Here is a 25,818-nt window from a genome sequence, read left to right as displayed (position 1 = left end):
GTAGATTTAGTTTTTCTTTCTTGGAATGGATAAGGTGCTCCATTCCTCGGACTTCAATTGCTTGGCAGCGTACACAATTTGGCCGACATGATAGGCGTAATGAGACATCTGGCGCTCGATGGCCTCCATGACAGTGTGTGGCTGCTGTCGGATCGTCACCGTCTTGGTAAGATCGTCGACGGTTAGCGATTGAAGGGTGTCCAGAAACACCTTCCATCCCTGGTTCCACACATCAAGGAGCATCTCACGACTCGTAATGCTGTCCTCGAATTCTCCATCTCGATTGCGATCGTCCTTCTCGCCGTCTGTATTGAGGAAGTCGGTCCAGCGTGAGATCATATTGCCGCTCATATGCTTTACGATGACCGCGATGCTGTTCGAGTCCACATTGTAAGACCAGTTCCACTCTCCGTCCTCTAATTGTTCAAACGCTCGCTCACCCATCTTCTTCAATTCTACGAATCTCTTATTGACGACATGCAAATAATGCTGGGCGATCTGGCTTTCCGCTTGCAACACCATACGAATCCTCCTCCTCGAATGAACATCGTTACTATACGGCTACGGATCAACACGATATAATGAGTGGCATAGCAATTTCCTCTTGCTGGAAATGATACTTCGTATTATGCAATGAATATGAACTGTGGGCAATGGCAATGAGCAAATTTTGTATAACAGAAGAGACGAAAGCGAAGCTTATCGTACAGTTGTACGAAAATGGGAATCATTCGTGATAGTGGATCAATGAAGGGTTTGAATGAGACGAAAATGATGTGGTGGAGGATATGTAGATGGATCGACGAATAAAGCGACGCCTGTGCGCCTTATTGATTTGTTGTATCGTGTGCTGTATAGCCGGCATCGTATTTCTGATCCAATTGAAGGGGAGTAAGGACTCTAATTTCATGCCAGCGGCCATGTTCGCAGTAATGTTGTCGCTCTTTTTTGCAGTTGGTAATACGGCAGTGCTTATCGGCCTGCTTGCGCAGCGTCGAGCTATGAGGAGAATACAATAGTATGTAGGCAGCAGCTTGGAGATTTTTCACCAAGCTGCTTTTTTGCATGTTGCACGAGTTGCAGCTATTCATTTATAGACATTCGACCGGCAAATCAGAGAATGTTATGATATTCACAACACAATAGAAGCGATGCAATTACCCAGCGGCAGAAACAACGGCAGTGAAAAGAAGGTGTGTGAACGTGTACTTTGATCGAGAGACGATTTGGAATAGATTGCATGCCCAATTGAAATCAAATGGGCACATTATTGGCGTAGCAGCCGGTGCAGGGATTTCGACTAAATATGCAGTAAAGGGCGGCGCCGATTTCATTTTGGCATTGAATTCGGGGCGCTTCAGACAGATGGGCTTAAGCTCTCTAGGGGGACTGCTCCCATTTGGGAACTGCAATGAGCTCGTCATGGAATTTGGCTCGAAGGAAATTGTACCGCTCGTTAGAGAGGTACCGGTGATGTTCGGGTTATGCGCAACAGATCCGACAATTCAGTTGGAGGCGTACATTCAAGAAATTCAGAATAAAGGATTCTCGGGAATCAACAATTACCCTACCGTTGGACTGATTGGTGGACAATTCGGCGAGGCGCTAGAAGAAGCGGGTATCAGCTTCGAGTCGGAAGTGGAAGCGATCCGTATCGCAAGTGGGATGGGCATGTTCACGATTGCGTTCGTGTTCAACCGGGAACAGGCACACCTGATGGCAGCAGCCGGTGCAGATGTTATCTGTGCTCACTTAGGATTTACGAAGGGCGGCGTATTAGGTGCGGCGAAGGTGCTCTCTTTGAAGGCAGCCGCAGACTTGGCGGCGCAGATTTTCCAAGTGAGTGATAAAATCAATCCGAATGTGATCAAAATGATCTATGGCGGTCCAGTCAATACGCCGGCTGATGTGAAATATATGTATGACAATACGAGTGCAGTCGGGTATTTGGGCGGCTCATCATTTGAGCGAATTCCTTCAGAGGCGGCGATTACGAAGACTGCGATTGATTTCAAGGAAGTTGGGGTAACGGAGCAAGACAAGCTGCTTCACAAAATGCTCGAAGGGGTGACGAAGCATTACGATTATGTGCAGTTCGTGAAGGAATACGTTGAGGCGAACTACATGCATGATATTTCGTTTGCAGAGCTGGCCCAAGTTGCACATCTGTCTAGAACCCATCTGAGTTATTTATTCAAGCAAGAGGTGGGATGTACATTTCCAGAATACTTGACTAGATTCCGAATCAATAAGTCAATCGAGTTGATGAAGCAGCGTCATTTAGATTTGTCGGAGCTATCCGGCTTGGTTGGCTATAACGATTATGCGCACTTCAGCAAAATGTTCAAAAAGACAACGGGATTGTCTCCAAGAGAATATCAACGACAATACAAAAACACATGAACATCGTACAAATATACATGAATCAGAATCGGAATCGCCCTATACTTGAATTGTAAGCCGGCTTAGGTAGTTCATATAGATCAGTACTTCATATACTTCCACTTCATAAGGAGGTTGTTATATTGAAAACAGTGGCGATAGTCGGTACGTTCGATTCCAAAGGAGAAGAGTTTTTGTATGTAAAGGAAATTCTAGAAGGGCTTGGATTGAACACGCTTACGATTCATAGTGGAGTATTTGATCCGATGTTCGTTCCCGATGTATCGAACGAGGAAGTGGCTAGAGAGGTGCAGGCGGATATTTATGAAATTGCCTCCAGGAGGGATCGCGCCTTAGCAACCGAAGTGTTGGCCCAAGGAATGGAGAAGCTGATTCCAAGGTTGTATTCGGAAGGGAAGTTCGATGGCATCCTCTCCTTCGGCGGTTCCGGTGGTACTTCTATTGTAACGCCAGGAATGAGAGCGCTGCCAATTGGGGTGCCGAAGATCATGGTATCGACGGTTGCTTCTGGCAACGTAGCGCAATACGTAGGCACAAGCGATATTATGATGTATCCATCGATCGTCGATGTGTCGGGCTTGAACTCGATCTCGATACGCATCTTTACGAATGCCGCACTTGCGATTGCTGGTATGGTGAAGGAAGAAGTAGAGGTGACGGTAGAGAAGAAGCCGCTAATTGCAGCCACGATGTTCGGTGTGACAACCCCTTGCGTCAATCATGCGAGAGAGTACTTGGAGAAGCATGGATATGAGGTTGTTGTCTTCCATGCGACAGGTGCAGGTGGGAAGACGATGGAACGCTTGATTGAATCCCACTATTTCGATGGTGTTCTGGATTTGACAACAACAGAATGGTGCGACGAACTGGTCGGCGGTGTGCTGAATGCTGGGCCGCATCGGCTGGAGGCCGCAGTACGAGCTCAAGTGCCTCAGGTCGTATCGACGGGGGCGCTGGATATGGTGAACTTCGGGCCATTCGATTCCGTGCCGGAGCAGTTCCAAAATCGTAATTTCTATAAGCATAATCCGACCGTAACGCTGATGCGAACCACGGTTGAAGAGAATATAGAGCTCGGTAAGATCATTGCCGATAAGCTGAATCAAGCAACTTCACCGACAGTGCTGATGCTGCCGTTGAAGGGGGTATCCGCACTGGATGTAGAAGGACAGCCATTCTACGGGATGGAAGAGGATAAGGCTTTATTCGATACACTTCGTACGCGGATCAATAAGGAAGCTGTAGAGCTTATTGAAATGAATGCAGACATCAATGACGAACAGTTCGCAATCGCAGCAGCTCAGAAGCTCATTGAGCTGATGAAGCACAGCAGCAGCGAAACTTACATCAAGGAGGAAATACAATGAAACAATCACGCCAAGATATCATCAATAAATTGAAGCAACAAGTTGCCAATGGTGAAATGATACTCGGAGCTGGGGCAGGTACGGGGATTTCCGCTAAGAGTGGAGAAGCGGGCGGCGTTGACTTAATCATCATTTATAACTCAGGCAGATATAGAATGGCGGGACGCGGCTCACTTGCAGGACTGCTCCCTTATGGCGATGCTAACCAAATCGTAGTCGACATGGGCGCTGAGGTGCTGCCTGTCGTGAAGAATACGCCGGTACTTGCGGGTGTGTGCGGGACGGATCCGTTTCGCATCATGGAAGTGTTCCTGAAGCAATTGAAGGAACAGGGCTTCGCGGGTGTGCAGAACTTCCCGACAGTTGGACTGATTGACGGGGTATTTAGAGCGAACTTAGAGGAAACAGGCATGGGCTATGACCTAGAGGTAGATATGATTCGCCAAGCACATGAGCTCGGCATGCTGACGACGCCATACGTATTCGATGAAGAACAGGCGATTAAGATGGCGAAGGCAGGGGCTGACATTCTGGTTGCGCATATGGGCCTGACGACGAAGGGTACCATCGGAGCGAAGACAGCATTGACGCTTGATGATTGCGCGAAGAGAGTGCAGGCAATTGCCGACGCAGGTCGATCGGTTAATCCAGATATACTCGTTATCTGCCACGGAGGCCCGATCGCTGATCCGGAGGATGCGCAATATATCTTCGAACATACAACAGGCATCGATGGATTCTTCGGGGCATCGAGTATCGAGCGCTTTGCTGCAGAAGTTGGAATCAGACAGCAAGCCGAAGCATTCAAGAATGTGAAGTTGAAGCAGCAATAGAACATTAGCATAGCGGGGGAGTGAGGCTCTCACATCGTTCGTTGTGGTTTGCAGGTCTCATTTTCGCATGAAGATGTTTGAATTTGAATATACAGCACATGTGCATCATTTTGCATATGCAAAGGGGCTTGCTGCGCTTATGCGGCAAGCCCCTTCGTTATGGTGCGCCCGGCATGGGCGATAACTAGGCGGTGAAAGTCCGCTACAGGCTTGGCAGTAGGAACTGTTAGCTGAAGGCAAGGGTGTCCGTCGCGAGGCGGAATCTGAAGGAAGCCGGAGGCAAATCCTCGGTCTGACGAACAGAAATCACATATAAGGCATGATGGGACGGACGAGCTTGCCATACAAAGCAAAGTCCAATACTGCCCGAATCTCATCATGTAGATGTGGCAGATGGATGAGGGGAAAGTTATCGCTCTTACCCGGGGAGGTCTCACAGACGTGGAGTAGGAAAAAAAATCCGAAAGACGGAGTAAAGCTTGTTGTGAGAAGTCAGCAGACGCCATAGTACGCGAATCGCCACAGCGGCTAGCGGAAGGGCTGAACAATCGTAAGTCTTGAGTACATACAGGAAGGAGAACCGGTGCGTTGAAAGCAGAATACCGAAAGGGCTGCCCACAAAGGGATAGTGTGGAACACGAAGAGTATGCGGGAGCGCGGAGTGCCGGAGCTCGGGAAAGTAGAGAAAGAGACGGTGCAGACGACCTGCTTGAAAAGATACTAAGCAGAGACAACCTGAATAGAGCCTACAAGCAGGTCAAAAGCAACCACGGGGCGCCGGGAATAGACGGAATGACCGTCGAGGCGGCACTACCGTGGCTGCGAGATAACAAAGACGAACTATTGCATAGTATCCGGGAGAGTCAATACCAACCAAGCCCGGTGCGGCGCAAGGAAATCCCCAAACCGGATGGAAGCGGAGTAAGAAAGCTCGGCATACCGACAGTGGTAGATCGCGTGATCCAACAAGCCATTGCCCAGCAACTGCATCCTCTGTTTGAACCGCTGTTCTCAGACGGCAGCTATGGCTATCGCCCGAAGCGGAGTGCGCAACAAGCGATTCGGAAAGTGAAAGCCTACGCGGAGCAGGGTTACAACCATGCGGTAGAAATCGATCTCTCGAAGTACTTTGATACGTTGAACCGCGAATTGCTGATGAATCTTCTCCGCAAACAAATCCAAGACAAGCGCGTCACAGGCTTAATTAAGAAATATCTGAAAAGCGGGGTCATGGAAAATGGAGTACGACGAGAGACAGAAGAGGGGTCTCCACAAGGAGGCCCGCTATCGCCGCTATTGGCGAACATCTATCTGAACGAATTCGATCAGGAGATGAAAAGGCGAGGCGTGATCGTCATCCGTTATGCAGACGACATTGTCGTGCTGGGGAAAAGCAGGCGGGCAGCGACGAGGCTTCTGGAATCAAGCCGGAAGTACTTGGAGAATAAGTTGAGACTCAAGCTAAACACGCAGAAAAGCAAGGTAGCCAGTGCGATTGCACGGAAGCACTTCAAATTTCTTGGCTATGCGCTGGGGAAGAACGGAAACGGCGTATACATTCGTACCCATCCACAATCTCTGGTCAAAGCAAAGAAGAAACTGAAAGAGCTGACGAGCCGGAGTCAAGGCAGGAACGCCAGACAAGTGATGGAAAGCGTAAAGGTCTACATTCGCAGCTGGCTGGGACATTTCTACGTAGCTGACATGAGGCGAATTTTGCAAGACTGGAATGAATGGCTTCGAAGGCGGATGCGTATGTACATCTGGAAGCAATGGAAGAAGCCGGGAACAAAGGTGCAGAACCTGCGCAAGCTGGGGATACCGGAGTGGCAGGCTTACCAATGGGGAAACACGAGGCTGGGCTACTGGCGTATTGCCGGAAGTGCAGTACTGAACCGCTCTATAACAAACGAAAAGCTCGTACAGGCAGGGTATTATGACTTCCCTGCTCGGTACGAGCATCTTCGCAAATTGCACTCAAACGATTGAACCGCCGTATACCGAACGGTACGTACGGTGGTGTGAGAGGTCGGCTACTCAATTAATGGGTAGCCTCCTACTCGATTGTTGGTGTCTATCTTAGGCTTTGCGGCTGCCCAATACGCGGAATGCAATGACCGCTAGAATAGCGCCAACGAATGGTGCTGTTACGAACACCCACAGTTGGGACCATGCTTCGCCGCCGAGCAGTACAGCAGGCCCGAAGCTGCGGGCAGGGTTAACGGATGTTCCTGTCAATCCAATACCAAGAATGTGAACGAACGCAAGTGTAAGACCGATCACGATTCCGGCTACACTGCCCTTGCTTTCATCCGAAGTTACACCAAGAATGGCGTAAATGAACACGAACGTCAATACGATTTCGACAACGAATGCCATCATTGGTGTAATGCCGATGCCGTAACCAGCCCCGAATCCGTTCTGGCCAAGGTTCGTTACCGCAGTGCCCGTGGAATCAATGATTGCATACAGCAATCCAGCGCCTGCCACAGCCCCGATTGTTTGAGCGACAACATACCCGATGAAGTCTGTAACAGACATTTTTTTATTGAACAGCATAGCAAGTGAGACAGCTGGGTTGACGTGACATCCGCTGATTGGCCCGATTACATAGGCCAGCGCAATGATCGACAAGCCGAAGGCAAAGGCGATGCCGAGATTTCCGAGCTGTGCTCCTGCAGTTGCTGCGCTTCCGCAACCGAACAGAACGAGTACAAATGTACCGATAAGTTCGGAAAGATATTTTTTGATTGGTGAGTGCATGTAGTTCCTCCTTGTAATACTTACGAATTGTCAATGACAAATACCATATACACTTTTGAAAACCATAAAGAAACATCCAATATTTTCTGAAAAGTCATTAAAAATGTCCTTTCTCTGTTAAGACTACGCGTCATTACAGCAAAAATATGTTGAATCCGATTCAGAAAAAGGGCATTTGTCTTACCTTTAAAGATATAACGCGAATAAAAGAGGAAAACGTAGGCTGGTAGAGAAATTTATATCAGATCGAGGGGTGGGTAAGAATTCCAATTGGTAGGTGGCGAAATAGGAGAAAAGTTCCTTGAAAATGAAAGCGTCAAAACTTCAATTTCACTCAAGCAATATTATGAAACATGCACAACTACAAAAGGAGATTCAGTTAGAATTGCATTTCCATATACAACGAAGAAAACCCGCTACTATCGACTGTAAGATGATGAAGCGGGTTTTCATTTACCCATGGCACTTCATGTTGAAAAATTCATCTGAACAATCATGGGTTCACTTTATACAAAATAAAGGACATGACCGAAGGAGGTGATCCCTTTTAGCTAAATCCGTATCTAACCCAAAAGTTTGATCCGAAAGGAGAGATCAGGATGAAAAAAATGATGTTTGGGCTTTGCTTGATGCTGCTCATATTGACGTCTTTCAACTTTGGTAGCATGGACGCCAAGGCGGCAGAGGGGGCACGGATTGCTCTTAGTAACCCTTCAAGTAGCGTACATGTTGGTGACACGTTCAAGTTGCAAGTGAGCGGTGAAAATTTCAATGATCTATTTGGTGTCGAGGTTTCGCTATCGTACGACCTCAAGGCTTTGCAGGTGCTGGAGGTAAAGGCCGGTGACGGGTATGATACGTTTGGCGCTTACAAGGATGATGCCAATGAAGGGAAGCTTTATATCCCCGTGATGAGAAAACAGCTGCAAGGAATTCCGCAGGCATCTGTTCGCCTAGCAGAAATTACGTTTAAGGCGCTGCAGGGAAAACAGGCCGCTGTCGAGATTCAGCATGTGAAAGCCGTAAGCAGCGAAAGAGTTGTTAATGAGCAAGGATACAAAGATTTGAAAGTGCTTACATCTAGTGTAGGTGAAGCAATAACATTTACAATTTCGAAGAAGGATGACCGAGATCCGTCTCCGGGATCGGGGTCAGGTTCAGGATCGGGCACCACGAGCGGACAGACGGGTTCAAGCAAGGAGCCGGTTTGGAATATGGATGCCATATTGAAGGAAAAGGATCCGGTACATGCTGCGGAAATGCTGCAAACCTTACTGAACGGGTTGAAATCGGAACCGGCTTCGGCGGACAAGGAGGTAATGCAGAAAGCTGCGTTATCTATCCTGGAAAAACTATCTTCCATTTCTATGAATAAAGAGGGCTTGGATACCTATGTGATTACTCCAGAGGATCTAATCAAGCGAAAAACACTTTTGGAGGACATGAAATTATCTCTGTCTCAATGGAAGATGAATACTGCGGAAATCAATAAAATCGAGCTTAATGCATTGTTGGAATATACGCTGGGCGGACGTGATGTCAATAAACTGGGCGTTTATCGTTATAACACGGCTACGGCTGCTTGGGATTATATCAGGGAAGCCCTCCATCAAGAGCAGGCTAGTAAATTCGGGCTGGTTGTAAAGCAGGCCGGGACATACCGAGTGATTGAATATACCAAGTCGTATGAAGATATTTCCGGCATTTATCCGGAAGCTCGATATGCAATTGAGGCTCTGACTGCGAAGCATATCGTGCAAGGGATATCGGAGACGTTATTTTCGCCTAGCAAAGCAGTGACCCGCGCTGAGTTTTCTTCCATGATCGTGAAAGCGCTCTCCTTGGATCGGCTTATAACGGATCGTAAAGAAGAAGCTGCATATTCGGATGTTAGGAAAGGCGATTGGTATTACGAAGACGTGAAAATAATGCATCAGCTTCAAATAACCAAAGGTTATGACGATGGCACATTCAAGCCGAATGAACCGGTGACCCGTGAGCAGATGGTCGTCATGATGATGAATGCATTACAAATCCTCGGTCAGGTTCAGGGCGGCAATGCGCAGGCTTCAGGCAATGCGTTTGCTGATCAAAATGCAATTAGTTCTTGGGCCCAATCGTCGGTAAATAAGGCAAAAGAAATGAAGATCGTTTCAGGTACGGGGCAGAACCTATTTATGCCGAAGCAGTCTTCAAATCGTGCCGATACGGCCGTGTTGGTTTGGAAAATGCATCAGCATGCGAAATAAGGGAGGGGAGTCGGTTATGTTGAACTCCGGATTGAAAAATGCTTGGAAAATGGGGAGAATTGCCGCGTTGGCTTTTCTAATCACCTTGCAGCCGTTAATGCTTGTTCCCGGAACCGCCGAGGCTTCTGGGGTAAGTAAAGATGCGATATTTGCCGGACAGGGCGGTGATCCAGTCGATCAGCCGATTGGCGAACCCGCTGATGGTGGGCTGACTGATGGATCTGGTATGGATAACGGTGAGCCTGGCGATGGTTCAGTTGATGTGCCGTCCGATGGCAAAGATGGTGATCCGGCGGACGGTATGGTTGAACAACCGCAGGAAGATCCGGTGGATGACTCCTTGATCCCGGAAGGAGAAGAAAAGGGTCCGCTGCTTGAGCCTGTAGGGGCGGGCGAACTGGCTTCTCAAGAAATTCATGAAGTGAAACCACTCTTCAATAACGGGTTTGAAGAGACGTTGAATGCGGATGGAACCATCCCGGGCTGGAGCATGTTTTTTGCTCCGAATGAGGGAACTTCCTATGAAATAACGCAGGATATGCGGTATTACGGCACTTCCAGCCTGAAGCTGGTAGATAAATCGAATACACTGCCGATTTATGTGCAGAGCGATCCGCGCCATGTAACGCCGGGCTATACGTATAACGGGTCGGCCATGATGTATATTGCCCCGAATGCAGGAAATGCGGCCGGAGCGAGCCTTGTGCTTCGTTTCTATGATGCAGCCGGGAAACAGGTCAATACGGATAAGGATGGCGAGAACATCGTTCATTTAAGAACCGTCGGGTCGTGGATGCGGGTTACGGTAACGGGTACTGCTCCTTCCAATGCTGTAAATGCGAGATTAGCAGCTTCTATTTCTAACTACTTTACTGCGGAGTCAGGTGCTTTTTATGATGACTTCACTTTAACCTCACCGCAAGAAGAGAAAGCGCCAGGCACCTTGCATCTGCAAATGCCAACAGGCATTTCAGGCAGCCAGCAGCTTGAAGCCAAGATTATCCTGAGCCGAGGTCAGGACGTGCAGAAGGCATTTGGCAGCTTGCGTTATGATCCGACAGTGCTGGAGGTTGTGTATGCAGCCGTCGCAAGTGATTTTCATACAGGTGGGGAAGCAAAGCTGGATTGGAGTCATGAAGCGGGGGTTCTGAAATTCGAGGTATCCAAAACAGCGGGTTCTAGCGTCAGCAATGATAAACAGATCATAAATGTCAACTTTAAAGTTTTGGGTGAACCAGATCGTGTTGATGTTACGCTGCTTTCGGGCTCCGGCATACAGGATTCAGAAGGTATCCAGAACAACAAGATTTATATCGGTACATCCGATGAACGGGCTAGCACCCAGATCCGCAGAGCATCTCTGGATGTGAACGGCGACGGGAAGATTGATCTGTTTGATGTGATGGCTGTAGCCAAAATGGTGGGTCAAATGGCGGCGGGGGACAACTGGAAATATGATATCAACAATGACGGCAGAATTGATCATGCGGATGTCGAGGCGCTGACCAACGCGATCCTGTCGAAGTTGCTGAATTTGGATGAAGGAGGACATGCTCTATGGTACCACGCGGTATGAGAAACCGTTCAATTACTATGGCGCTTATCTTGGCACTGGGGCTGAGTACGCTATTGCCGATGGGGGCGCAGGCAGCCTCGGAGAAGGAGAGTAAATTGTCGAAATTAAAGTTTGGAACGCCCATAAATCTCGGTTATCCGATCCGTACCGTATCGATCAACGATGGCGTGATGGGAAAAGAAAATGGAAGGGATGTGCTGTACACAACAGCATCAACTACTCCTGCCGTATTTAACGTGATAGATGTCAAAAATAACGCGCTAATCCGTACTTTTGAGCTTGAAGGAGTCGCCCAATCGTGGAGACATGTCATTGCTCCCGACGGTACCGTTTATATTGGCACCAATACCGCATCAGGTACGGGAGAGCTGTGGAGCTACTCGCCGGCTACCAAGTCCGTTCAGAAGCTGAAGGTCATCGGGGGCGAGAAATCAGTATGGTCCATGACGACCGATCCAGAAGGAAATGTCTATATCGGCACCTATGATCATGGCAAGCTGTTCCGATATAATCCGAAGACAAAAGAATTAAAGGATTACGGGAGTTTACTTGCTAACCACAACTATATACGCTCCATGGCTTACGTTGATGGTTACATTTATGCCGGCATGGCGCTTCCATTCGAAGTCGTGAAAGTGAACGTGAAGACGGGAGCTTCGGAAGTCATCTCCGACGCAGTACCGGGCATTCTTGGTGTAGAACATGAAAAACTGGAATTTGCCTATGATATGGCCATAGTGGATAAATATCTGTTTGTCAAAGCAAGTGGAGAAGCAGGTTTGATGATGGTCTACTACAATCTGCAGGAACAGAAGTGGGAAGATAAATATATAGGTGTTGATCCAGTAAACGGTAAGGGAGTGATGAGCTATAACCAGATCCCTGTCGCGGACGGCAAGGCTTATGTGCCAGCCCACGGAGGCATCTTGGAGGTTGATTTGTCGACGCTTGCGACGAGAAATACGGGAATTAGCTTTGCTACTTCCTTACGTGGGGCGGCATGGATCGATATGGGGGATCCTGAGCTAACCCCTGACCGCACGATCGTGACGATCCAGGCCAACGGCAAATTATCGGCGCTGGACGTGAAGAAAGGACTGCGCAAAGATTTGCCTGGCGTTGCCGCCAAAGGCGGACCGATTCCGATTCATAATATGGAGCGGGGAACGGATGGACGCCTGTATATGACCGCTTATCCCGGCGGGGTCGGAGGTGCGTTTGATCCGGTAACCCGTGAATCATCCAACTTCTTGATCGGACAAGCGGAAGGGATCGTATCTGCCGGAAATAAGGTATATTACGGGATATATCCTGGCGGGTACATTTATGAGACGGATATTTCCAATGGCAAAATGAGCGAGCCCAAGCAGCTGTTCCAGGTTGGATCAGGTCAAGATAGACCCTATAAGATGGAGTATGCGGACGGAAAGTTGCTGATCGGTACGATTCCGGACTATGGGCAATTGGGCGGAGCATTAACGATTTACGATTTGGCAAGCGGGGAAAAGCAGGTGTATCGCAATATCATCCAGGATCACAGCATTGTAGGTCTTGCCTATAAGGACGGTAAAATTTATGGTTCAACCACCAAATCTGGAGGATTAAACACAACGATGCCTGCGAATAACCCAGAAGTGTTTGTTTGGGATATCGCGAAAAAGGAAATGACGATGCATACACAGCTTACATCGTTGACTGGGCTTGGCAATCATCGGATGATCAGCGGCCTTACTATTGGTCCGGACGGTTTGCTGTGGGGCGGCGTTGACGGCATACTTTTTGCATTGAATCCGGACGATCTTTCGGTCGTCAAGCAAAAAAACATATATCCCGATGTGAAGGATTACGGAATGTGGCGTCCGTATTATTCCCGCTGGGGTGAGGATGGTCTTCTGTATATCAGCCTGGCGAACCGGATGACGGTTGTGGATCCGGCCACGATGGAGTATCGCTCGTTAACTCCAAGCAACTTTGAGATGAGCTTCATGACACTTGCTAAGGACGCGGACGGACATGAACAAATCTATTACACGGATAAAACGAAATTAATGATGATCCCGATTTCCGAATCTGACAGCGTAAAGACGGTTGTGAGAAACGGCTGTTTCGGGGAACCGCTAAATGCGGATGGAACCATCCCAGGCTGGAGCAGCGCGGAAGCAGGAACGGAAGTTGAGTATAGCCTTTCGAAGGAACAGAAACAGAGCTTTTGTGGAGAACAAGGGCAAAGCTTGAAGATTATTGACAAGTCACAAAGCAATAAAGGAATCGGCAGCTATCTTAGCGATCCGATTCCAGTCGTCCGCGGCGGCGAATATACGGCTTCGGCGAAACTCTATATCGAGCAGGGACTGATTGAAGGCTTGAGAACGGATGACTCCGGCATCGTTTTATATTTCTATGATAAATCCGGTGCCCGGATCAGTACGGTAGCAGGCACGATAATTAAAGGCATGCCACAAAAAGAATGGATCGACATTTCAGCGACCGGCACTGCTCCAGAACAAGCGGTATTCGCACGAATATCCCTATATTCTTCAGCGTGGAACATGATGGTCGGATATTATGACCAAGTGACCTTTGAAGGACAGTCTCCGGGCGGGCTGCAATTGAAGGCTGTGGGCGAAGTGTCCGTCGGAGATACGTTTGATGTGATCTTGCATGCCAAGGACGTTACCGACCTGTATGCGGTGCAGGCAGCATTGGCATTTGACCCCGCCCTGTTCGAAGTGGTGGATGTTCGGATGGCAGACGGGTTCGGTTCCACATCTACCGCTTATCTGGGTTGGAACCAAGACGGCGCGAAGGGCAAAGTCAACATCATTGCTACTCAGTTAGGAGATCGAGCACTAGGCGGCAACGTGGATATTGCGCATATAACCATAAAGGCGAAGCAATTTGGCAATCCGGCGGAAGTGGTGCTTACCAAACAGTCGTTCTTTACCGACAAAAATGGAGATGTGACCAAACTGTCTTATATGCTCTCGGAAGATGAGAAGCTTGGCATCCGATTCGCTTACGATGTAGAAGATTTCAACAAAGACCATAGAGTAAACGCTCAGGATATCGCGCTCATTGCCAAGCAATTGGGCAAGAAGCTTGACGACAGCAACCGAATGATGGACTTGAACGGAGATGGAATCATTGATATCAGCGATATTGCACTGGTCGTATTGAAATCGCTAGAGTCCGTGAACTAGGGTTCTGCCATCTGAGCAGCCCTTTATAAACAAGGCGCCCCTTCTTTCGGTTGAATGCCGGAAAAGGGGCGCTGTCTCATTCTATGAGTACATCAATGAGATGTTTATAGTACGTTGTTACGACTAGTTTTGGGCGGGCGATAGATAAAAAGACCAAACGAACGAAATCATACGCTTGGCCCTTTTATTTTAATAGACTTGATTCAAACTAACCATCCCAAGACTACCGTAAGAACCTTGAAATTCCCCTTTAAGGACATAAGTTCCTGCACTAAGGTATCCAACTGAAATCTCGACAGGACTTGGGGAAGTGGGGCCAATATTCACGGTAAACTTTCCAGTCTAATACTCTATTTTTTCCACAGATTAGCAACATAATGAATACACTGTTACATACGAATCAAATTATATTTGACAATATTAGTAGATCAATTTGGAATGAAGTGGGATATGGATTTATAATTATGAAGGGGCAATCATTAACAGGATACTGATCTGACGCGGTTGTCACTAATATCTGCCCTGTAGAGTGTGATCTTTCAGGAAGCTGGTTCGAAAAAATGCTTTTGAAGTTTTGACAGGATGAGGTGCGAATATGGAACAGGTCATTATTGATTCATATAACCCTGAATGGATAAGAAGGTATGAAGAAGAACGAGACAAGATTATGGAAGCCGTCGCGGACATAGGTTTGGCGGTTGAGCATATCGGAAGCACGTCGGTGCCGGGGCTCAGTGCCAAGCCAGTCATTGATATGATGCTTGGTGTACGGGAATTAGAAGATATGAAGGCGAAGCACATCGAACGATTGCTGGAGATTGGTTATGAATATGTGCATAAGCCAGATTTCCCTGAACGATTGTTTTTTCGCAGGGGACAGTGGAGAGCGGGCACAGAACATCTGCATGTCTATCTGTATAATGGGGAGAATTGGAAGGACAATATCCGATTCCGCAATTATTTACAGATGCACCGGGATGCAAGGGAGCAGTATATGCAGCTTAAGCATGCTTTAGCTGCACAATTTCCGCATGATCGCGTTCAATACACAGCGGGGAAGGCTGATTTCATACAAGGCATCATCAATATGGCGCGTAGGGAAAATGTGAATCTGGATTAAGGTAGGGTAAAGTTTTATTTATATTGTTCTTTCACAAGCAATCTTCCACTTTAAGCGGTATATTGAAGGTATATCGATGGACGGTAAATAGATGTGATTCTATTTGGCTTAACGAAGGAAGAATTTGTGCAGAATGAGCGGGAGTGTAATAGAAAGGAAAAATCAAAAAACAGGAATTGTTGCGTAGGGAAGAAAAGGTTATTCCTTTGTAAAATATCGTATAAAACCAATAGGAAGAAGGAAATGAAGTGACCATTCGTTTAGCTGAAAAGTTGGAGTTACCACACATCATGAAGCTCTTCTCACAGTGCACAGCACATATGATTGCTCAAGGAATCGATCAATGGGATGAACATTATCCCAACGTGGAAGTGGTAGAACAAAGTATAACCAGTGGGTCAATGTATGCCTATTTTAAGGATGATTTGATTTGTGGAGCCATTACCTTGCACATCAGTCAGCCTACCGAGTATGAGACGATTCAATGGCAGTCTGGTCAGGATGCGGAGTGTCTTGTTGTTTATCGCCTTGGGGTTGATCCAGAATGGCAGGGGCAAGGGATAGCAACGAAATTAATGGGCTTTGCAGAGTGGTATGCAGGCAACCATTCTCTATCTAGCATTCGATTAGATTGCTATTCCAAAAATGAAAGGGCTTTATCATTCTATCAACATTTACACTATGAAATAAGAGGAACGGTTATTTTTCCACATTCGGATGTCCCGTTTTACTGCTTAGAGAAGAGAATTCGTTAACATCCCTATCAATAAAAACGAAAAGAGTGGGATACATACATATGATAATTGAACTTGAGCGCGAGCAATTTTATACATGTACGGATTTAGTGAATTGCACTACGATGCTGGAGCCGAAGGCAATCGTTGCAGGCAACAACCCCGGCAGAATATTTGTCGATCATCCGGACTCGCCAAGGTCCGCAATGGTGTGGCAGGGCAATTTAGATGGTTTTTTATTTGTTGGTGACGCTACTAATGCATCCTTCAATAGGGACATAAGAGTCTATATGGATAAAGTGTTACGTGAAGAAGCGATGGAATTAGGGCTGGGGTGGGCAGAATGCATCGGCACTCATCCAAGTTGGAATCAAGCGATTGAGCACATATTTGCCGATCGAGAGTTGTCCTCATGGACATCTTATGTATATTCGCTAATGTTGCCGGATTACAAGCAAGATGCAATTCAATTGCCTGACGGTGATTATACGGTTGTTCAAGTTACCGAGGAACTGCTGCAAAATAAGAGTATTCGGAATCATTCTTTTCTCGAATCAAGGGTTCAGGACTTCTGGGAATCTACGGAGCAGTTTCTACAAGAAGGCGGTGGTTTTTGTGTGATGCACAATGAGACCGTCGCAAGCTTGTGCATGACCGGATTCCGATACCGTCATATTCATGCGCTAGGAATTGACACGATAGAGCAATATCGTGGACGCAAGCTTGCGAAGATTGCAGTTCGTGCGTATGCGGAGCATTTGTTTTCCCAAGGACAATCGATGTGCTGGGACTGTACAGCGTCGAATAAGCCGTCGAGTGCAATTGCAGAGCGAATAGGGTTCCAGAGAGAAATGAGCTACAAGGGATATCAATATAAGCTGTAGTAGGGAACGTACTTTCTATTATGTAAACCAGGAGGCTGATGATGAATGACGCAATTATCACATCGAATGCAGCGTGAGATTACGAAGCAAGTACAGATAAATTATCTATTATATTTGCCTGACAAGTATGGAAAGGATCCTGAGGCGAAATGGCCATTATTGCTCTTCCTGCATGGGGCTGGCGAGAGAGGACACGACATCGAATTAGTGAAGCGGCATGGACCGCCGAAGTTGGCTGAGAAGGGAGAAAAACTCCCTTTTGTTATCGTCTCTCCACAATGCCCGGAAGAATCATTATGGGAAATCGAACGCGATGCAATTATCGCTTTGCTGGATGACGTATGCGAAACCTATCGTATTGATGAAAGCAAGATCTATGTAACTGGTCTGAGTATGGGGGGAGTTGGAACATGGAACTTGGCCGCAAATTACCCCAATAAATTCGCAGCGATAGCGCCGATCTGTGGCGGGGGAAACCCAAAACAGGCAGTACAGCTCACGCATACACCAATCTGGGCATTCCATGGTGAGAAAGATGCTATCATACCTGCTGAAAAATCGAGCGAGATGGTGGATGCGGCGAACGCAGCAGGCGGCAATGCCAAGCTAACCATATATCCGAATGCCAATCATGATGCATGGACGGAAACCTATCAAAATCCAGAGCTATATCAATGGCTGCTAAGCCACTCCAAGCCTGCTTCATCAAGCGAAGCGAAATGAGAAATAAGTTAAATCGATGAACGAGCATCCATGATCTTTTCCAGCTGCCAATCCGGTTTATTCCAATAGATTATCTTCATTAGGAGGAACGAAGACATGTCAAAGGAAGTAAATCTGCAAGACCTTGAACAGCGCCTAACGGAGGTAGAGAAGCAGCTTGAGAGAAATCAGAGGTTTATTCGAGGGTTCAAGTATGTAATCATTGCAGTTATCGTTATTTTCCTTGTTACATTCGGAATCGGAGTCATTCAGTTTATTGGTGCAGGCTCTGCATAGATGAATGAATCATTTATTCACACAGTAGATCGTTAGAACAAGAATGATAGATATAGAAAATTACACGACAGAGAAGGTTGTTGAATCGAACATGGAATCATTATCTACATGGATTATCGAAGCAGATATATCAAGTATGCAGGCGGCAATGAATGGGGGAGAACTGACCGCGGAAGAGCTGGTTAACGTCTATTTGGAACGTATCCGTAAGGTTGATTCGGAGCTTCGTTCCATTTTAGAAGTAAATCCGGATGCGATTGCAATTGCATGTGAACTGGATAAAGAACGGCAAGAACGGGGATGTCGTGGGATGCTTCATGGCATCCCCATTGTATTGAAGGATAATATCGATACACAGGACAAGCTGCACACAAGTGCAGGTTCGATCGCACTGGCGGAATGGATCGCACCAGAAGATTCTTACGTAGCAGCACGTCTGCGTGAGGCGGGCGCGATCATTCTAGGGAAGGCAAATATGACCGAATGGGCAAATTTTATGTCAAGCACAATGTGGGCGGGCTATAGTTCTCGAGGTGGGCTAACGCTTAATCCATACGGGCCAGGCGAATTATTTGTTGGCGGGTCGAGTTCGGGTTCGGCTGTTGCGGTAGCGGCAAATTTAACAGCTGCTGCAATTGGAACGGAGACGTCAGGTTCGATTATTTCTCCATCCAGTCAAAATAGTATTGTTGGCATAAAGCCGACATTAGGTCTCGTCAGCCGAAGCGGAATTATCCCGATTACAGTGAGTCAGGATACGGCTGGACCGATGGGGCGAACCGTAAGAGATGCAGCCATAGTGCTGGGTGCGATAACGGGGGTCGACGAGACAGATGCATGTACGCAGACGAGTAAGTCTCGATCATATTGCGACTATACACCATTTTTAGATGAGAGCTTCATCGGGCAGGCGCGAATAGGGATTCCAAGATTTTATTATCAGGACTTGGATGAAGCGAGGCTAGCGATTATGGAGTCTGCCATCGAGGTGCTGAGAAGCAAGGGTGCAACCATCATTGATCCGGTGGAGCTGTCTTGTGAGCATGTAAACTGGGATTCCAATGTACTTCGATATGAATTCAAGAAAGCGCTGAATGACTATCTAGCTCGATTGGACATTACGATGCCTGTCCATTCTCTTGCAGAGGTTATTGCGTACAATGAAGCGCACGCAGACATTGCCTTGAAATACGGTCAAAATGTGCTCCTATTGGCGGAAGAGACAAGTGGTACGCTAACGGAGCCAGAATACCATGCTAGCCTCAATCGCAATCAGGAGATGGCTCGCAAAGGCATCGACGAAGTCTTGAGTGAGCATCAACTGGATGCACTGTTCTTCCTAGGCAATGAGCATGGCGCTGATCTGGCTGCTCGAGCCGGGTATCCATCCATCACCATCCCGGCGGGATATGCCGAGTCTGGGATTATAGCACCTGGGGGCTATACGACGAAAGGGCCGCAAGGAGTTACCTTTGTCGGAAGGGCTTATGCGGAACCGACTTTGCTTAGACTGGCCTATGGTTATGAACAGGCGACGAAGCATCGGGTTGCTCCTCAGTTAGAAAAATAATGGGGATATCCCTTAGTTAGAGGACAGGGTGCTGTATATTTATTCATCGTGAGTGATACACATTGTATCTATTGCATCTATTATGAGCAAAATAGCTGGAATATTGATCCTGCTCTGCAGTCTCGAAACTGTGTGAATAGTATTACGATACCTACTAGAGTTAGAGGTGGATTGGAAATGGAAAGCGGCATCGCATCCGAAGAGCTAATCAATGAAATTGAACAATCCGAAATCAATTATATGTGGGATCGCATGCTTGCGATTCAGCAGAAACCGGGCAATCCCGAGGCTGTAAAACTGGAGCGAATTGGGGAAGCTGCGTGCTACTTTAGTGCTGGAATGCCTTGGCCGACCTTCAACACGATAAAAGGATGCAGAAGAGCGGATATAGACCGAATCGAAGATATGATGAAGTTCTTCACGGATCGTGGAGGGAAGCCGCAATTCGAAATTGTGCCCGGGATGGTGGACGCTCCATTTCTGAAGCGGTTGTCGGAGCGCGGCATGTATCCCTCTGGTCATCATACATCCATGTATTACGGGATAGAGCCGAAGGCGTTTGAAGAAAAGTGGGTGGATGATCAGCGCATTCGCGTAGCTGAGCTGCAAGAAGACGATTTCGAAATGTATGCCACGATTCATTGCAAGGGAACTGGATTACCGGACAGCGGAATCCCGCATGTCGCGATGAATAATCGAATTTTATATCATCGTCCGGGCTGGAAGTTCTATGTCGCTTATGTTGATCAGCAGCCTGCCGCTGCAGGGGTCATGCATATGCACAACAGTATTGCCTCCTTGACATTTGCGGCGACCTTACCGGAATATCGCAGGCTCGGATTGCAGAGCCGGCTGTTGAAACATAGAATCGCAGAAGCAGCAAAGCTTGGCTGCCGGTTGGCCGTTAGCCAGTGCGCATTTCTATCACCAAGCCATCGTAATATGGAGCGGGTAGGAATGAAGATGGGTTACGTACGAACAACATGGACGAGCAAATAGAAAGTAACTCAAATAAGGTGGGATTCGAGATGGAAGTCATGAGCGGGGAACTATTTACGATTGACACATTAACGAAAGATTTTGAGGCTCTGGGCGTGCAGTCGGGGATGAACCTTATTCTGCACTCCTCTATGAAATCATTAGGCAGCTGGGTTGCGGGCGGCGCATCAGCTGTCATACTGGCGCTCGAAGAGCAGCTAAGTGAGCAGGGAACTCTGGTCATGCCAACGCATACCGTGGATTTATCAGATCCATCGACATGGCAATGCCCTCCTGTTCCGGAATCGTGGTGGGAACCGATTCGGGAGCAAATGCCAGCATTTGATATTGCATTTACACCGTGCTTGGAAATGGGGATTATTCCAGAGCTTTTCCGTAAGCAGAGCGGGGTTGTGCGAAGCTATCATCCTCAGGTTTCCTTTGCTGCGTGGGGAGCGAACAAGGATCGGATCATTGCGAATCACAGTCTCGACTACAGTCTGGGTGAACAGTCTCCGATAGCGAAACTGTACGAGCTAAACGGTTGGGTCTTGCTGCTGGGCGTTGGGCATGGCAATAATACGTCTATCCATTTGGCTGAGTATCGTGCTGAATATGTGAGCAAGCAGATGATGGTGTTGAAATCTCCGATGATCGTAGACGGTGTGAAATCATGGGTAGCCTATCAAGATATAGACTTCGATACCGATGACTTTGAGAAGCTGGGGGCTGACTTTGCCCGTGATACTGGTTATGTGCGCAGCGGGAAAATAGCAAATGCAGATGCATTGCTTATGCCTGTCCGAGAGCTTGTTGATTATGCTGTTCAGTGGATGGAGAGAAATCGACGCTGAACGCACACAGCACCTCTTTGTACCTATCGATGTTGGTAATGACGCAAGATGAATCTAGCTATAGAACGATATAGAACATCTGCAATTGCGATACCGCAAGCAATACCCGCTGCTCCGAATGCAACTTGCACAATTCCGGAGCCTGAGAAGGAGTCGCTGCCGGCAATTAGTCTGCGAAGCGCCTCATAGAATGTAATGCCGGGCACGATCGGCACTATTCCAGGTACGATATATACCGTAACTGGCAAGCGGAACTTGCTGGCTGCAGCCCGCGCAGCGAAAGCCAGTAAAAACGCAGACGTGAAGCTAGATAGAAAAACAACGAATCCTCGGGAAATGAGCTGGATATAAGTGATCCAGCCGATCGTGCCTATCAGTCCTCCCGCAATAACCGAACGCTTCGGCACATTGCATAGAAGCCCGAACGATACAGCAGCAAAGAAGCTACATATCATATGAATGGCGATATCTCTCATCGTCAAGCCCCTTCTTTCTTTGTCTGATTTACCGAAGAAATAGATAAGATGCACTTGCAATGCCGGCGCCGAGCGCGCTAGCGGTAAACAACGCTTCGATTGCCACGATCATGCCGGAAATATAATGTCTGGCCATCATATCGCGAATCGCGTTCGTGATAGCGATGCCCGGTACGAGCGGAGCAACCGCCCCCATCATGATGAGATCAAGATGCACCCCTCTATAAGTAAAAGCTATATAGCCTGCCATACCGCCAAGCAAGGCCGCCCCATATTCAGGCAGGAAGGGCGCATGCAATGCTCGTGTCAACCAGGTATGTATGAAATAGGAAACGAGGCCTGCGAATATGGCTGCTGGCACATCCACGAATGATCCTCCAAATAGGAGAATGATGCTCCCACTCAAGCAGGCTGTGCATATGAACTTGTGCCACAGCTTCAGCTTGCACACATCCCTTTCAATTGCGAATAGACGATGCCGCATGTTTTGAAGACTAATGCGGCCAGCAGCAAAGTCCCGAGATATCTGATTGATGCCGCATATTTTATTCAAGTCATACTGTCGCTTATCGATTCTCTGAAATTGAGAACCGCCCGAATTCAGCTTCACGAAAATGCCATTGACGGTTACGTAGGTGTAATCGCTAGTTGGACGGGAATCTCCGATGGCGTGGCGAATCATCCGCTCCATCGTATCCTCAACCCGACTTGTTTCCGCTCCGTTCTCCAGAAGCAACTTTCCTGCAAAGAGCACTGTCTCCAAGAGGTAATCCTTATCACGCGCCAACGTGCCGATATTCATGAATGGGGAGCCACCTTTCTTTATAGACTGCTACTGAATGAAAAGAGCAGTTGCAAAACTATTTGTAGACAATTATAATCCATAATAGATAAAAAAAGTAGATGAATAAATCGAAATTTTTATTACATCATGCGGAAGGGTGGTATCAGGATGTTGAAGCAGGAGTTGGAAACGCGTATTGCCAAATTGAAAGCAAAGATGGAAGCGAAGGGCTATGATGCATATGTCGTATCGTCACAGGAGGATATTTGGTACTACACGAATATTACGTACAGTCCCGAAGAACGGCCATTTTTTATCGTCATTTCACTTGATAGCAAGCCAACCTTGGTCGTGCCTAAATTAGAAGAGGCACATGTCCAAAAAGGGATATTGGACACAGATACTGTGTCTTATTGGGATTATCCATCACCTGCCGGTGAGAATTGGTTTGAACGGCTAAGCAGTGTATTACATAAATTCCAGCACATCGGTGTAGAGGCGAACATTCTGGCTGAGCATTATGTCCGCATTCAAGAGAGCCATGTAGAGCTATGTCGCTTCGTCGCAGCCGAACGGCAGATCAAGAGCGAATACGAATTGAAGCGCATTCGCTTTTGTGCAAATATAGCGGATCGTACGATGCTCGACATTTTCAAGAAGGCGTCGAGAGAAACGATGGTACTCGAAATGTCCGCCCTGACTCAAATTCCGCAGGTAGAGCTGATTAAGACCAAGCAGTTGGATCCCTTGAACACGAACCTGTTAGCCGTCGTCTGGCCAGCTCCTGAGAGTGCCATGCCGCATGGGGTGCCGGATATATACAAAAAGGTTGGGGATGGCCCGAATGTGGCGATGACCTATTACCGAATTAATGGGTATGCCTCGGAATGCGAGCGCACCTTCTTCTTAGGAAATCCGACGAAAGAAGAAACCGAATTATTCCAATATATGATGAATGCCCGCAAAGCGGCGCTGGGCGTATTGAAGCCGGGCGTTAACGCGAAGGAAGTTGATTTGGCAGCGCGGAATTACTTAGCGCAATATGGACTTATCGGCAATTTGCTGCATCGAACGGGGCATGGGATTGGGTTAAGCAATCATGAAGCGCCATTTGTGGCGGAAGGCAGCGATGAGGTGCTTACAGAAAATATGGTGATTTCGATTGAACCAGGGATCTATGTGGAAGGCGTTGGAGGCTTCCGGCATTCTGATACGGTTCTCATAACGAAGGATGGTTATGAATTGCTGACGCGGGCTCCGATCGAATTGGATGAACTCATATTCTAACATTGATAATTTCGGATAGAGGAATGCGAAGCATGGGTACTCAGCAGGTACACCATGCTCTTTTTTATTTGTGTCGGATTGGAAAATATCTATAATGGAAGTAGAGACGCACATGGCTGGTGCAATTATATTTCGGAAACAGCAAGTAGAAGGAGATAAGGATGCAAATAAAAAGTGGGGTAGAGCAGGCGATTTGCATTTTGGTGATGCTGGCTACTCAGCATCATGGAGATGCAGTCACGAGCGATACGATCAGCGATCGACTGGATGTGTCGCCGTCTTTTTTGAAAAAGATTATGAGAATGCTGGTCGTGAAAAAACTGATTACATCGACCTCGGGAAAGAACGGTGGGTTTCAACTCGCGAAGAATGCGGATGACATTCGGCTGCTCGATGTGTTTGAGGCGATAGAGGGCACCAAGCCATTTTTGAAAACGACGGATTTGGTTCATCAGATCTTTTCGGATCAGCGTGCTGTCGCGGTCGGTGAGACAATAATGACCCAAGCCTTCACCAATGCGGAACAGCGTTATCGAGAGGAATTAGGCCATTACTCGCTGGGCGTACTGCTTAGAGAAACGTTCCAAGTAGAAGACTTGCAGCAATTCGATTGGAATGCATATCGTAGGGCATAGCGTGGTTATCGGATAATACTCGATTTTGTAACTTCTAATATCGAAATTCGTATGTATAATAATGGAACAGCATTTACTCGTGATAAGCCCGATCCAGGATCATCCGTATCTCAGATCGGGTTGTGTTGTATGTGCAGAAATGATTTCGAACGAGTAACGGCTCGCGAATAGGAGTGATAACGATGAGCAAGAAGACGACATTATATATTGTCCGCCACGGCCAAACCGAATGGAATGTGGAGCGGCGCATGCAGGGGCATATGGACTCCCCGTTGACGGCGCTTGGGGTTAGGCAGGCACAATGGTTGGGTGAAGCGATGAAGGATACAGCGATTGATTGCATCTATGCCAGCAGCAGCGGCAGAACGGATATGACGGCACGGCTCATTCGCGGGGAGCGTGATATCCCGATTATTAGTACGGATGCGTTGAAGGAAATTCATATGGGAGACTGGGAAGGACAGCTTGCAGATGAATTGCAGCGAGCCTATCCAGATCAGTTCGAGGCATTTTGGTATGAGCCGACCGAATATAAGAGCGTGAACGGAGAGACATTCGAAGAGCTTCGTCATCGAGTGCTGCCGTATGTACAGTCCATGATTGCAGACAACGAAGGCAAGTCGATTCTGATCGTGACACATACGGTTGTCGTGAAGACGCTGATGGCTTACTTTGAGCACAGACTTCCAGATCAACTCTGGGAGCCGCCACACATTCAGCCAACTAGTCTCAGTCAGGTAGAGATTATTGCTGGTGAACCACAAGCTGTAATTGTTCAGCATGGAGATACAAGTCACTATCAGGCTTCTTTCCAAGAGTAAGGTCGAAATGAAGGCAAATAAGTGAAGCGGAGGACGTGCTGCTTATGACTTTTCTCGCTGTTCTTATTATTATTGCAGGAGCTGTCAGCTTCTTCTTTCCTGAATTCGGATGGGAGATGAAGCATGGGTGGGCCGTAGATGGAGACTCCGGGCCCAGTGATGACTACATCATGCTTACCAAGATCGGCGGGGCTATCATTATGGTCGTAGGCCTGGGGATATTGATCTACAGGATGATTGCTTAATTGGCTCTTGAAGCTGGAAATGGGGGCGGAGATAGGTGCA

Annotated in this window: 24 protein-coding genes; 20 read left to right on the top strand and 4 right to left on the bottom strand. The window is 47.5% G+C overall.

Going from position 1 to position 25,818, the window contains the following annotated elements; translation table 11 throughout:
- Nucleotides 1-6: 6 nt before the first annotated feature.
- Nucleotides 7-522 carry a DUF1572 family protein gene (locus tag BBG47_RS03660; RefSeq protein ID WP_065290561.1) on the bottom strand — a complete coding sequence of 172 codons (516 nt, stop codon included), beginning with the start codon at nt 520-522 and terminating at the stop codon, nt 7-9.
- 272 nt (nt 523-794) lie between these two features.
- Between BBG47_RS03660 and BBG47_RS03655 the strand changes: the two genes are divergently transcribed.
- The 5 genes from BBG47_RS03655 (at nt 795) to ltrA (ending at nt 6,592) form a co-directional block, all read left to right on the top strand.
- On the top strand, nt 795-1,019 hold the full coding sequence (locus BBG47_RS03655) for a hypothetical protein (RefSeq protein WP_065290560.1): 225 nt from the start codon (nt 795-797) through the stop codon (nt 1,017-1,019).
- A gap of 184 nt (nt 1,020-1,203) precedes the next feature.
- Complete coding sequence (locus tag BBG47_RS03650) at nt 1,204-2,403, top strand: phosphoenolpyruvate hydrolase family protein (protein WP_083189063.1); 1,200 nt, start codon at nt 1,204-1,206, stop codon at nt 2,401-2,403.
- Nucleotides 2,404-2,525: 122 nt separating this feature from the next.
- Nucleotides 2,526-3,770 carry a Tm-1-like ATP-binding domain-containing protein gene (locus BBG47_RS03645; protein ID WP_065290558.1) on the top strand — a complete coding sequence of 415 codons (1,245 nt, stop codon included), beginning with the start codon at nt 2,526-2,528 and terminating at the stop codon, nt 3,768-3,770.
- Nucleotides 3,767-4,603: a phosphoenolpyruvate hydrolase family protein gene (locus tag BBG47_RS03640; RefSeq protein WP_021255131.1), complete on the top strand. Its 837-nt coding sequence runs from the start codon at nt 3,767-3,769 to the stop codon at nt 4,601-4,603. Before BBG47_RS03645 ends, BBG47_RS03640 begins: the two co-directional genes overlap by 4 nt.
- 588 nt (nt 4,604-5,191) lie before the next feature.
- On the top strand, nt 5,192-6,592 hold the full coding sequence (gene ltrA, locus BBG47_RS03635) for a group II intron reverse transcriptase/maturase (protein WP_065290557.1): 1,401 nt from the start codon (nt 5,192-5,194) through the stop codon (nt 6,590-6,592).
- 90 nt (nt 6,593-6,682) lie between these two features.
- Here ltrA and BBG47_RS03630 read toward each other — a convergent pair whose 3' ends face one another.
- Complete coding sequence (locus BBG47_RS03630; protein WP_021255130.1) at nt 6,683-7,366, bottom strand: MIP/aquaporin family protein; 684 nt, start codon at nt 7,364-7,366, stop codon at nt 6,683-6,685.
- A gap of 599 nt (nt 7,367-7,965) precedes the next feature.
- On the opposite strand from BBG47_RS03630, the gene BBG47_RS03620 reads away from it, so the two are divergent.
- The 11 genes from BBG47_RS03620 (at nt 7,966) to BBG47_RS03570 (ending at nt 21,530) form a co-directional block, all read left to right on the top strand.
- Nucleotides 7,966-9,615, top strand: coding sequence for an S-layer homology domain-containing protein (locus BBG47_RS03620; RefSeq protein ID WP_065290555.1), 1,650 nt, complete (start codon nt 7,966-7,968; stop codon nt 9,613-9,615).
- Between the two features lie 16 nt (nt 9,616-9,631).
- Complete coding sequence (locus BBG47_RS03615; RefSeq protein ID WP_065290554.1) at nt 9,632-11,191, top strand: dockerin type I domain-containing protein; 1,560 nt, start codon at nt 9,632-9,634, stop codon at nt 11,189-11,191.
- On the top strand, nt 11,173-14,391 hold the full coding sequence (locus BBG47_RS03610; protein ID WP_065290553.1) for a cohesin domain-containing protein: 3,219 nt from the start codon (nt 11,173-11,175) through the stop codon (nt 14,389-14,391). Before BBG47_RS03615 ends, BBG47_RS03610 begins: the two co-directional genes overlap by 19 nt.
- Nucleotides 14,392-14,986: 595 nt before the next feature.
- Entirely contained in the window at nt 14,987-15,511 is a 525-nt protein-coding gene (locus BBG47_RS03605) for a GrpB family protein (protein WP_065290552.1), read from the top strand.
- A gap of 248 nt (nt 15,512-15,759) precedes the next feature.
- Entirely contained in the window at nt 15,760-16,266 is a 507-nt protein-coding gene (locus BBG47_RS03600; protein ID WP_083189062.1) for a GNAT family N-acetyltransferase, read from the top strand.
- Nucleotides 16,267-16,307: 41 nt separating this feature from the next.
- The gene (locus BBG47_RS03595) at nt 16,308-17,129 is read left to right on the top strand and encodes a GNAT family N-acetyltransferase (protein WP_065290551.1); all 822 of its coding nucleotides are present in this window, start codon (nt 16,308-16,310) and stop codon (nt 17,127-17,129) included.
- A gap of 45 nt (nt 17,130-17,174) precedes the next feature.
- The gene (locus tag BBG47_RS03590) at nt 17,175-17,852 is read left to right on the top strand and encodes a carboxylesterase family protein (RefSeq protein ID WP_065290550.1); all 678 of its coding nucleotides are present in this window, start codon (nt 17,175-17,177) and stop codon (nt 17,850-17,852) included.
- A gap of 96 nt (nt 17,853-17,948) precedes the next feature.
- On the top strand, nt 17,949-18,128 hold the full coding sequence (locus BBG47_RS03585) for a hypothetical protein (RefSeq protein ID WP_065290549.1): 180 nt from the start codon (nt 17,949-17,951) through the stop codon (nt 18,126-18,128).
- Nucleotides 18,129-18,219: 91 nt separating this feature from the next.
- Nucleotides 18,220-19,698 carry an amidase family protein gene (locus tag BBG47_RS03580; protein ID WP_065290548.1) on the top strand — a complete coding sequence of 493 codons (1,479 nt, stop codon included), beginning with the start codon at nt 18,220-18,222 and terminating at the stop codon, nt 19,696-19,698.
- A gap of 177 nt (nt 19,699-19,875) precedes the next feature.
- A complete protein-coding gene (locus tag BBG47_RS03575) occupies nt 19,876-20,697 on the top strand; it encodes a GNAT family N-acetyltransferase (protein WP_065290547.1) in 822 nt (273 codons plus the stop codon).
- 29 nt (nt 20,698-20,726) lie between these two features.
- Nucleotides 20,727-21,530 carry an AAC(3) family N-acetyltransferase gene (locus BBG47_RS03570; protein WP_065290546.1) on the top strand — a complete coding sequence of 268 codons (804 nt, stop codon included), beginning with the start codon at nt 20,727-20,729 and terminating at the stop codon, nt 21,528-21,530.
- 23 nt (nt 21,531-21,553) lie between these two features.
- On the opposite strand, the gene BBG47_RS03565 is transcribed toward BBG47_RS03570, so the two are convergent.
- Nucleotides 21,554-22,006, bottom strand: a complete 453-nt coding sequence (locus BBG47_RS03565) for a threonine/serine exporter family protein (RefSeq protein ID WP_065290545.1) — start codon at nt 22,004-22,006, stop codon at nt 21,554-21,556.
- 28 nt (nt 22,007-22,034) lie between these two features.
- Nucleotides 22,035-22,808 (bottom strand): threonine/serine exporter family protein, encoded by a 774-nt coding sequence (locus tag BBG47_RS03560; protein ID WP_065290544.1) that lies wholly within the window; start codon nt 22,806-22,808, stop codon nt 22,035-22,037.
- Between the two features lie 150 nt (nt 22,809-22,958).
- Here BBG47_RS03560 and BBG47_RS03555 point away from each other — a divergent pair, with 150 nt between their 5' ends.
- From BBG47_RS03555 to BBG47_RS03540, 4 genes are all read left to right on the top strand, one after another.
- Complete coding sequence (locus BBG47_RS03555; protein ID WP_175400474.1) at nt 22,959-24,077, top strand: M24 family metallopeptidase; 1,119 nt, start codon at nt 22,959-22,961, stop codon at nt 24,075-24,077.
- Between the two features lie 161 nt (nt 24,078-24,238).
- On the top strand, nt 24,239-24,712 hold the full coding sequence (locus tag BBG47_RS03550; RefSeq protein WP_065290543.1) for an Rrf2 family transcriptional regulator: 474 nt from the start codon (nt 24,239-24,241) through the stop codon (nt 24,710-24,712).
- Between the two features lie 182 nt (nt 24,713-24,894).
- Nucleotides 24,895-25,533, top strand: coding sequence for a histidine phosphatase family protein (locus BBG47_RS03545; RefSeq protein WP_044356417.1), 639 nt, complete (start codon nt 24,895-24,897; stop codon nt 25,531-25,533).
- A gap of 44 nt (nt 25,534-25,577) precedes the next feature.
- Nucleotides 25,578-25,778: a DUF6199 family natural product biosynthesis protein gene (locus tag BBG47_RS03540; protein WP_065290542.1), complete on the top strand. Its 201-nt coding sequence runs from the start codon at nt 25,578-25,580 to the stop codon at nt 25,776-25,778.
- Nucleotides 25,779-25,818: the final 40 nt, after the last annotated feature.

The organism is Paenibacillus sp. KS1 (genome assembly GCF_001680695.1).
Lineage (GTDB): Bacteria > Bacillota > Bacilli > Paenibacillales > Paenibacillaceae > Paenibacillus_B > Paenibacillus_B suaedae.
This window is presented reverse-complemented; position numbering and strand designations above follow the sequence as displayed.

What these genes read in the sequence shown, in the direction of transcription:
- BBG47_RS03560 (WP_065290544.1), bottom strand. Translation starts at nt 22,808, where the DNA reads ATGAATATCGGCACGTTGGCGCGTGATAAGGATTACCTCTTGGAGACA.
- BBG47_RS03605 (WP_065290552.1), top strand. Translation starts at nt 14,987, where the DNA reads ATGGAACAGGTCATTATTGATTCATATAACCCTGAATGGATAAGAAGG.
- BBG47_RS03545 (WP_044356417.1), top strand. Translation starts at nt 24,895, where the DNA reads ATGAGCAAGAAGACGACATTATATATTGTCCGCCACGGCCAAACCGAA.
- BBG47_RS03630 (WP_021255130.1), bottom strand. Translation starts at nt 7,366, where the DNA reads ATGCACTCACCAATCAAAAAATATCTTTCCGAACTTATCGGTACATTT.
- BBG47_RS03615 (WP_065290554.1), top strand. Translation starts at nt 9,632, where the DNA reads ATGTTGAACTCCGGATTGAAAAATGCTTGGAAAATGGGGAGAATTGCC.
- BBG47_RS03660 (WP_065290561.1), bottom strand. Translation starts at nt 522, where the DNA reads ATGGTGTTGCAAGCGGAAAGCCAGATCGCCCAGCATTATTTGCATGTC.
- BBG47_RS03610 (WP_065290553.1), top strand. Translation starts at nt 11,173, where the DNA reads ATGGTACCACGCGGTATGAGAAACCGTTCAATTACTATGGCGCTTATC.
- BBG47_RS03655 (WP_065290560.1), top strand. Translation starts at nt 795, where the DNA reads ATGGATCGACGAATAAAGCGACGCCTGTGCGCCTTATTGATTTGTTGT.
- BBG47_RS03585 (WP_065290549.1), top strand. Translation starts at nt 17,949, where the DNA reads ATGTCAAAGGAAGTAAATCTGCAAGACCTTGAACAGCGCCTAACGGAG.
- BBG47_RS03575 (WP_065290547.1), top strand. Translation starts at nt 19,876, where the DNA reads ATGGAAAGCGGCATCGCATCCGAAGAGCTAATCAATGAAATTGAACAA.
- BBG47_RS03595 (WP_065290551.1), top strand. Translation starts at nt 16,308, where the DNA reads ATGATAATTGAACTTGAGCGCGAGCAATTTTATACATGTACGGATTTA.
- BBG47_RS03590 (WP_065290550.1), top strand. Translation starts at nt 17,175, where the DNA reads ATGACGCAATTATCACATCGAATGCAGCGTGAGATTACGAAGCAAGTA.
- BBG47_RS03620 (WP_065290555.1), top strand. Translation starts at nt 7,966, where the DNA reads ATGAAAAAAATGATGTTTGGGCTTTGCTTGATGCTGCTCATATTGACG.
- BBG47_RS03540 (WP_065290542.1), top strand. Translation starts at nt 25,578, where the DNA reads ATGACTTTTCTCGCTGTTCTTATTATTATTGCAGGAGCTGTCAGCTTC.
- BBG47_RS03580 (WP_065290548.1), top strand. Translation starts at nt 18,220, where the DNA reads ATGGAATCATTATCTACATGGATTATCGAAGCAGATATATCAAGTATG.
- BBG47_RS03640 (WP_021255131.1), top strand. Translation starts at nt 3,767, where the DNA reads ATGAAACAATCACGCCAAGATATCATCAATAAATTGAAGCAACAAGTT.
- BBG47_RS03550 (WP_065290543.1), top strand. Translation starts at nt 24,239, where the DNA reads ATGCAAATAAAAAGTGGGGTAGAGCAGGCGATTTGCATTTTGGTGATG.
- BBG47_RS03565 (WP_065290545.1), bottom strand. Translation starts at nt 22,006, where the DNA reads ATGAGAGATATCGCCATTCATATGATATGTAGCTTCTTTGCTGCTGTA.
- BBG47_RS03555 (WP_175400474.1), top strand. Translation starts at nt 22,959, where the DNA reads ATGTTGAAGCAGGAGTTGGAAACGCGTATTGCCAAATTGAAAGCAAAG.
- BBG47_RS03570 (WP_065290546.1), top strand. Translation starts at nt 20,727, where the DNA reads ATGGAAGTCATGAGCGGGGAACTATTTACGATTGACACATTAACGAAA.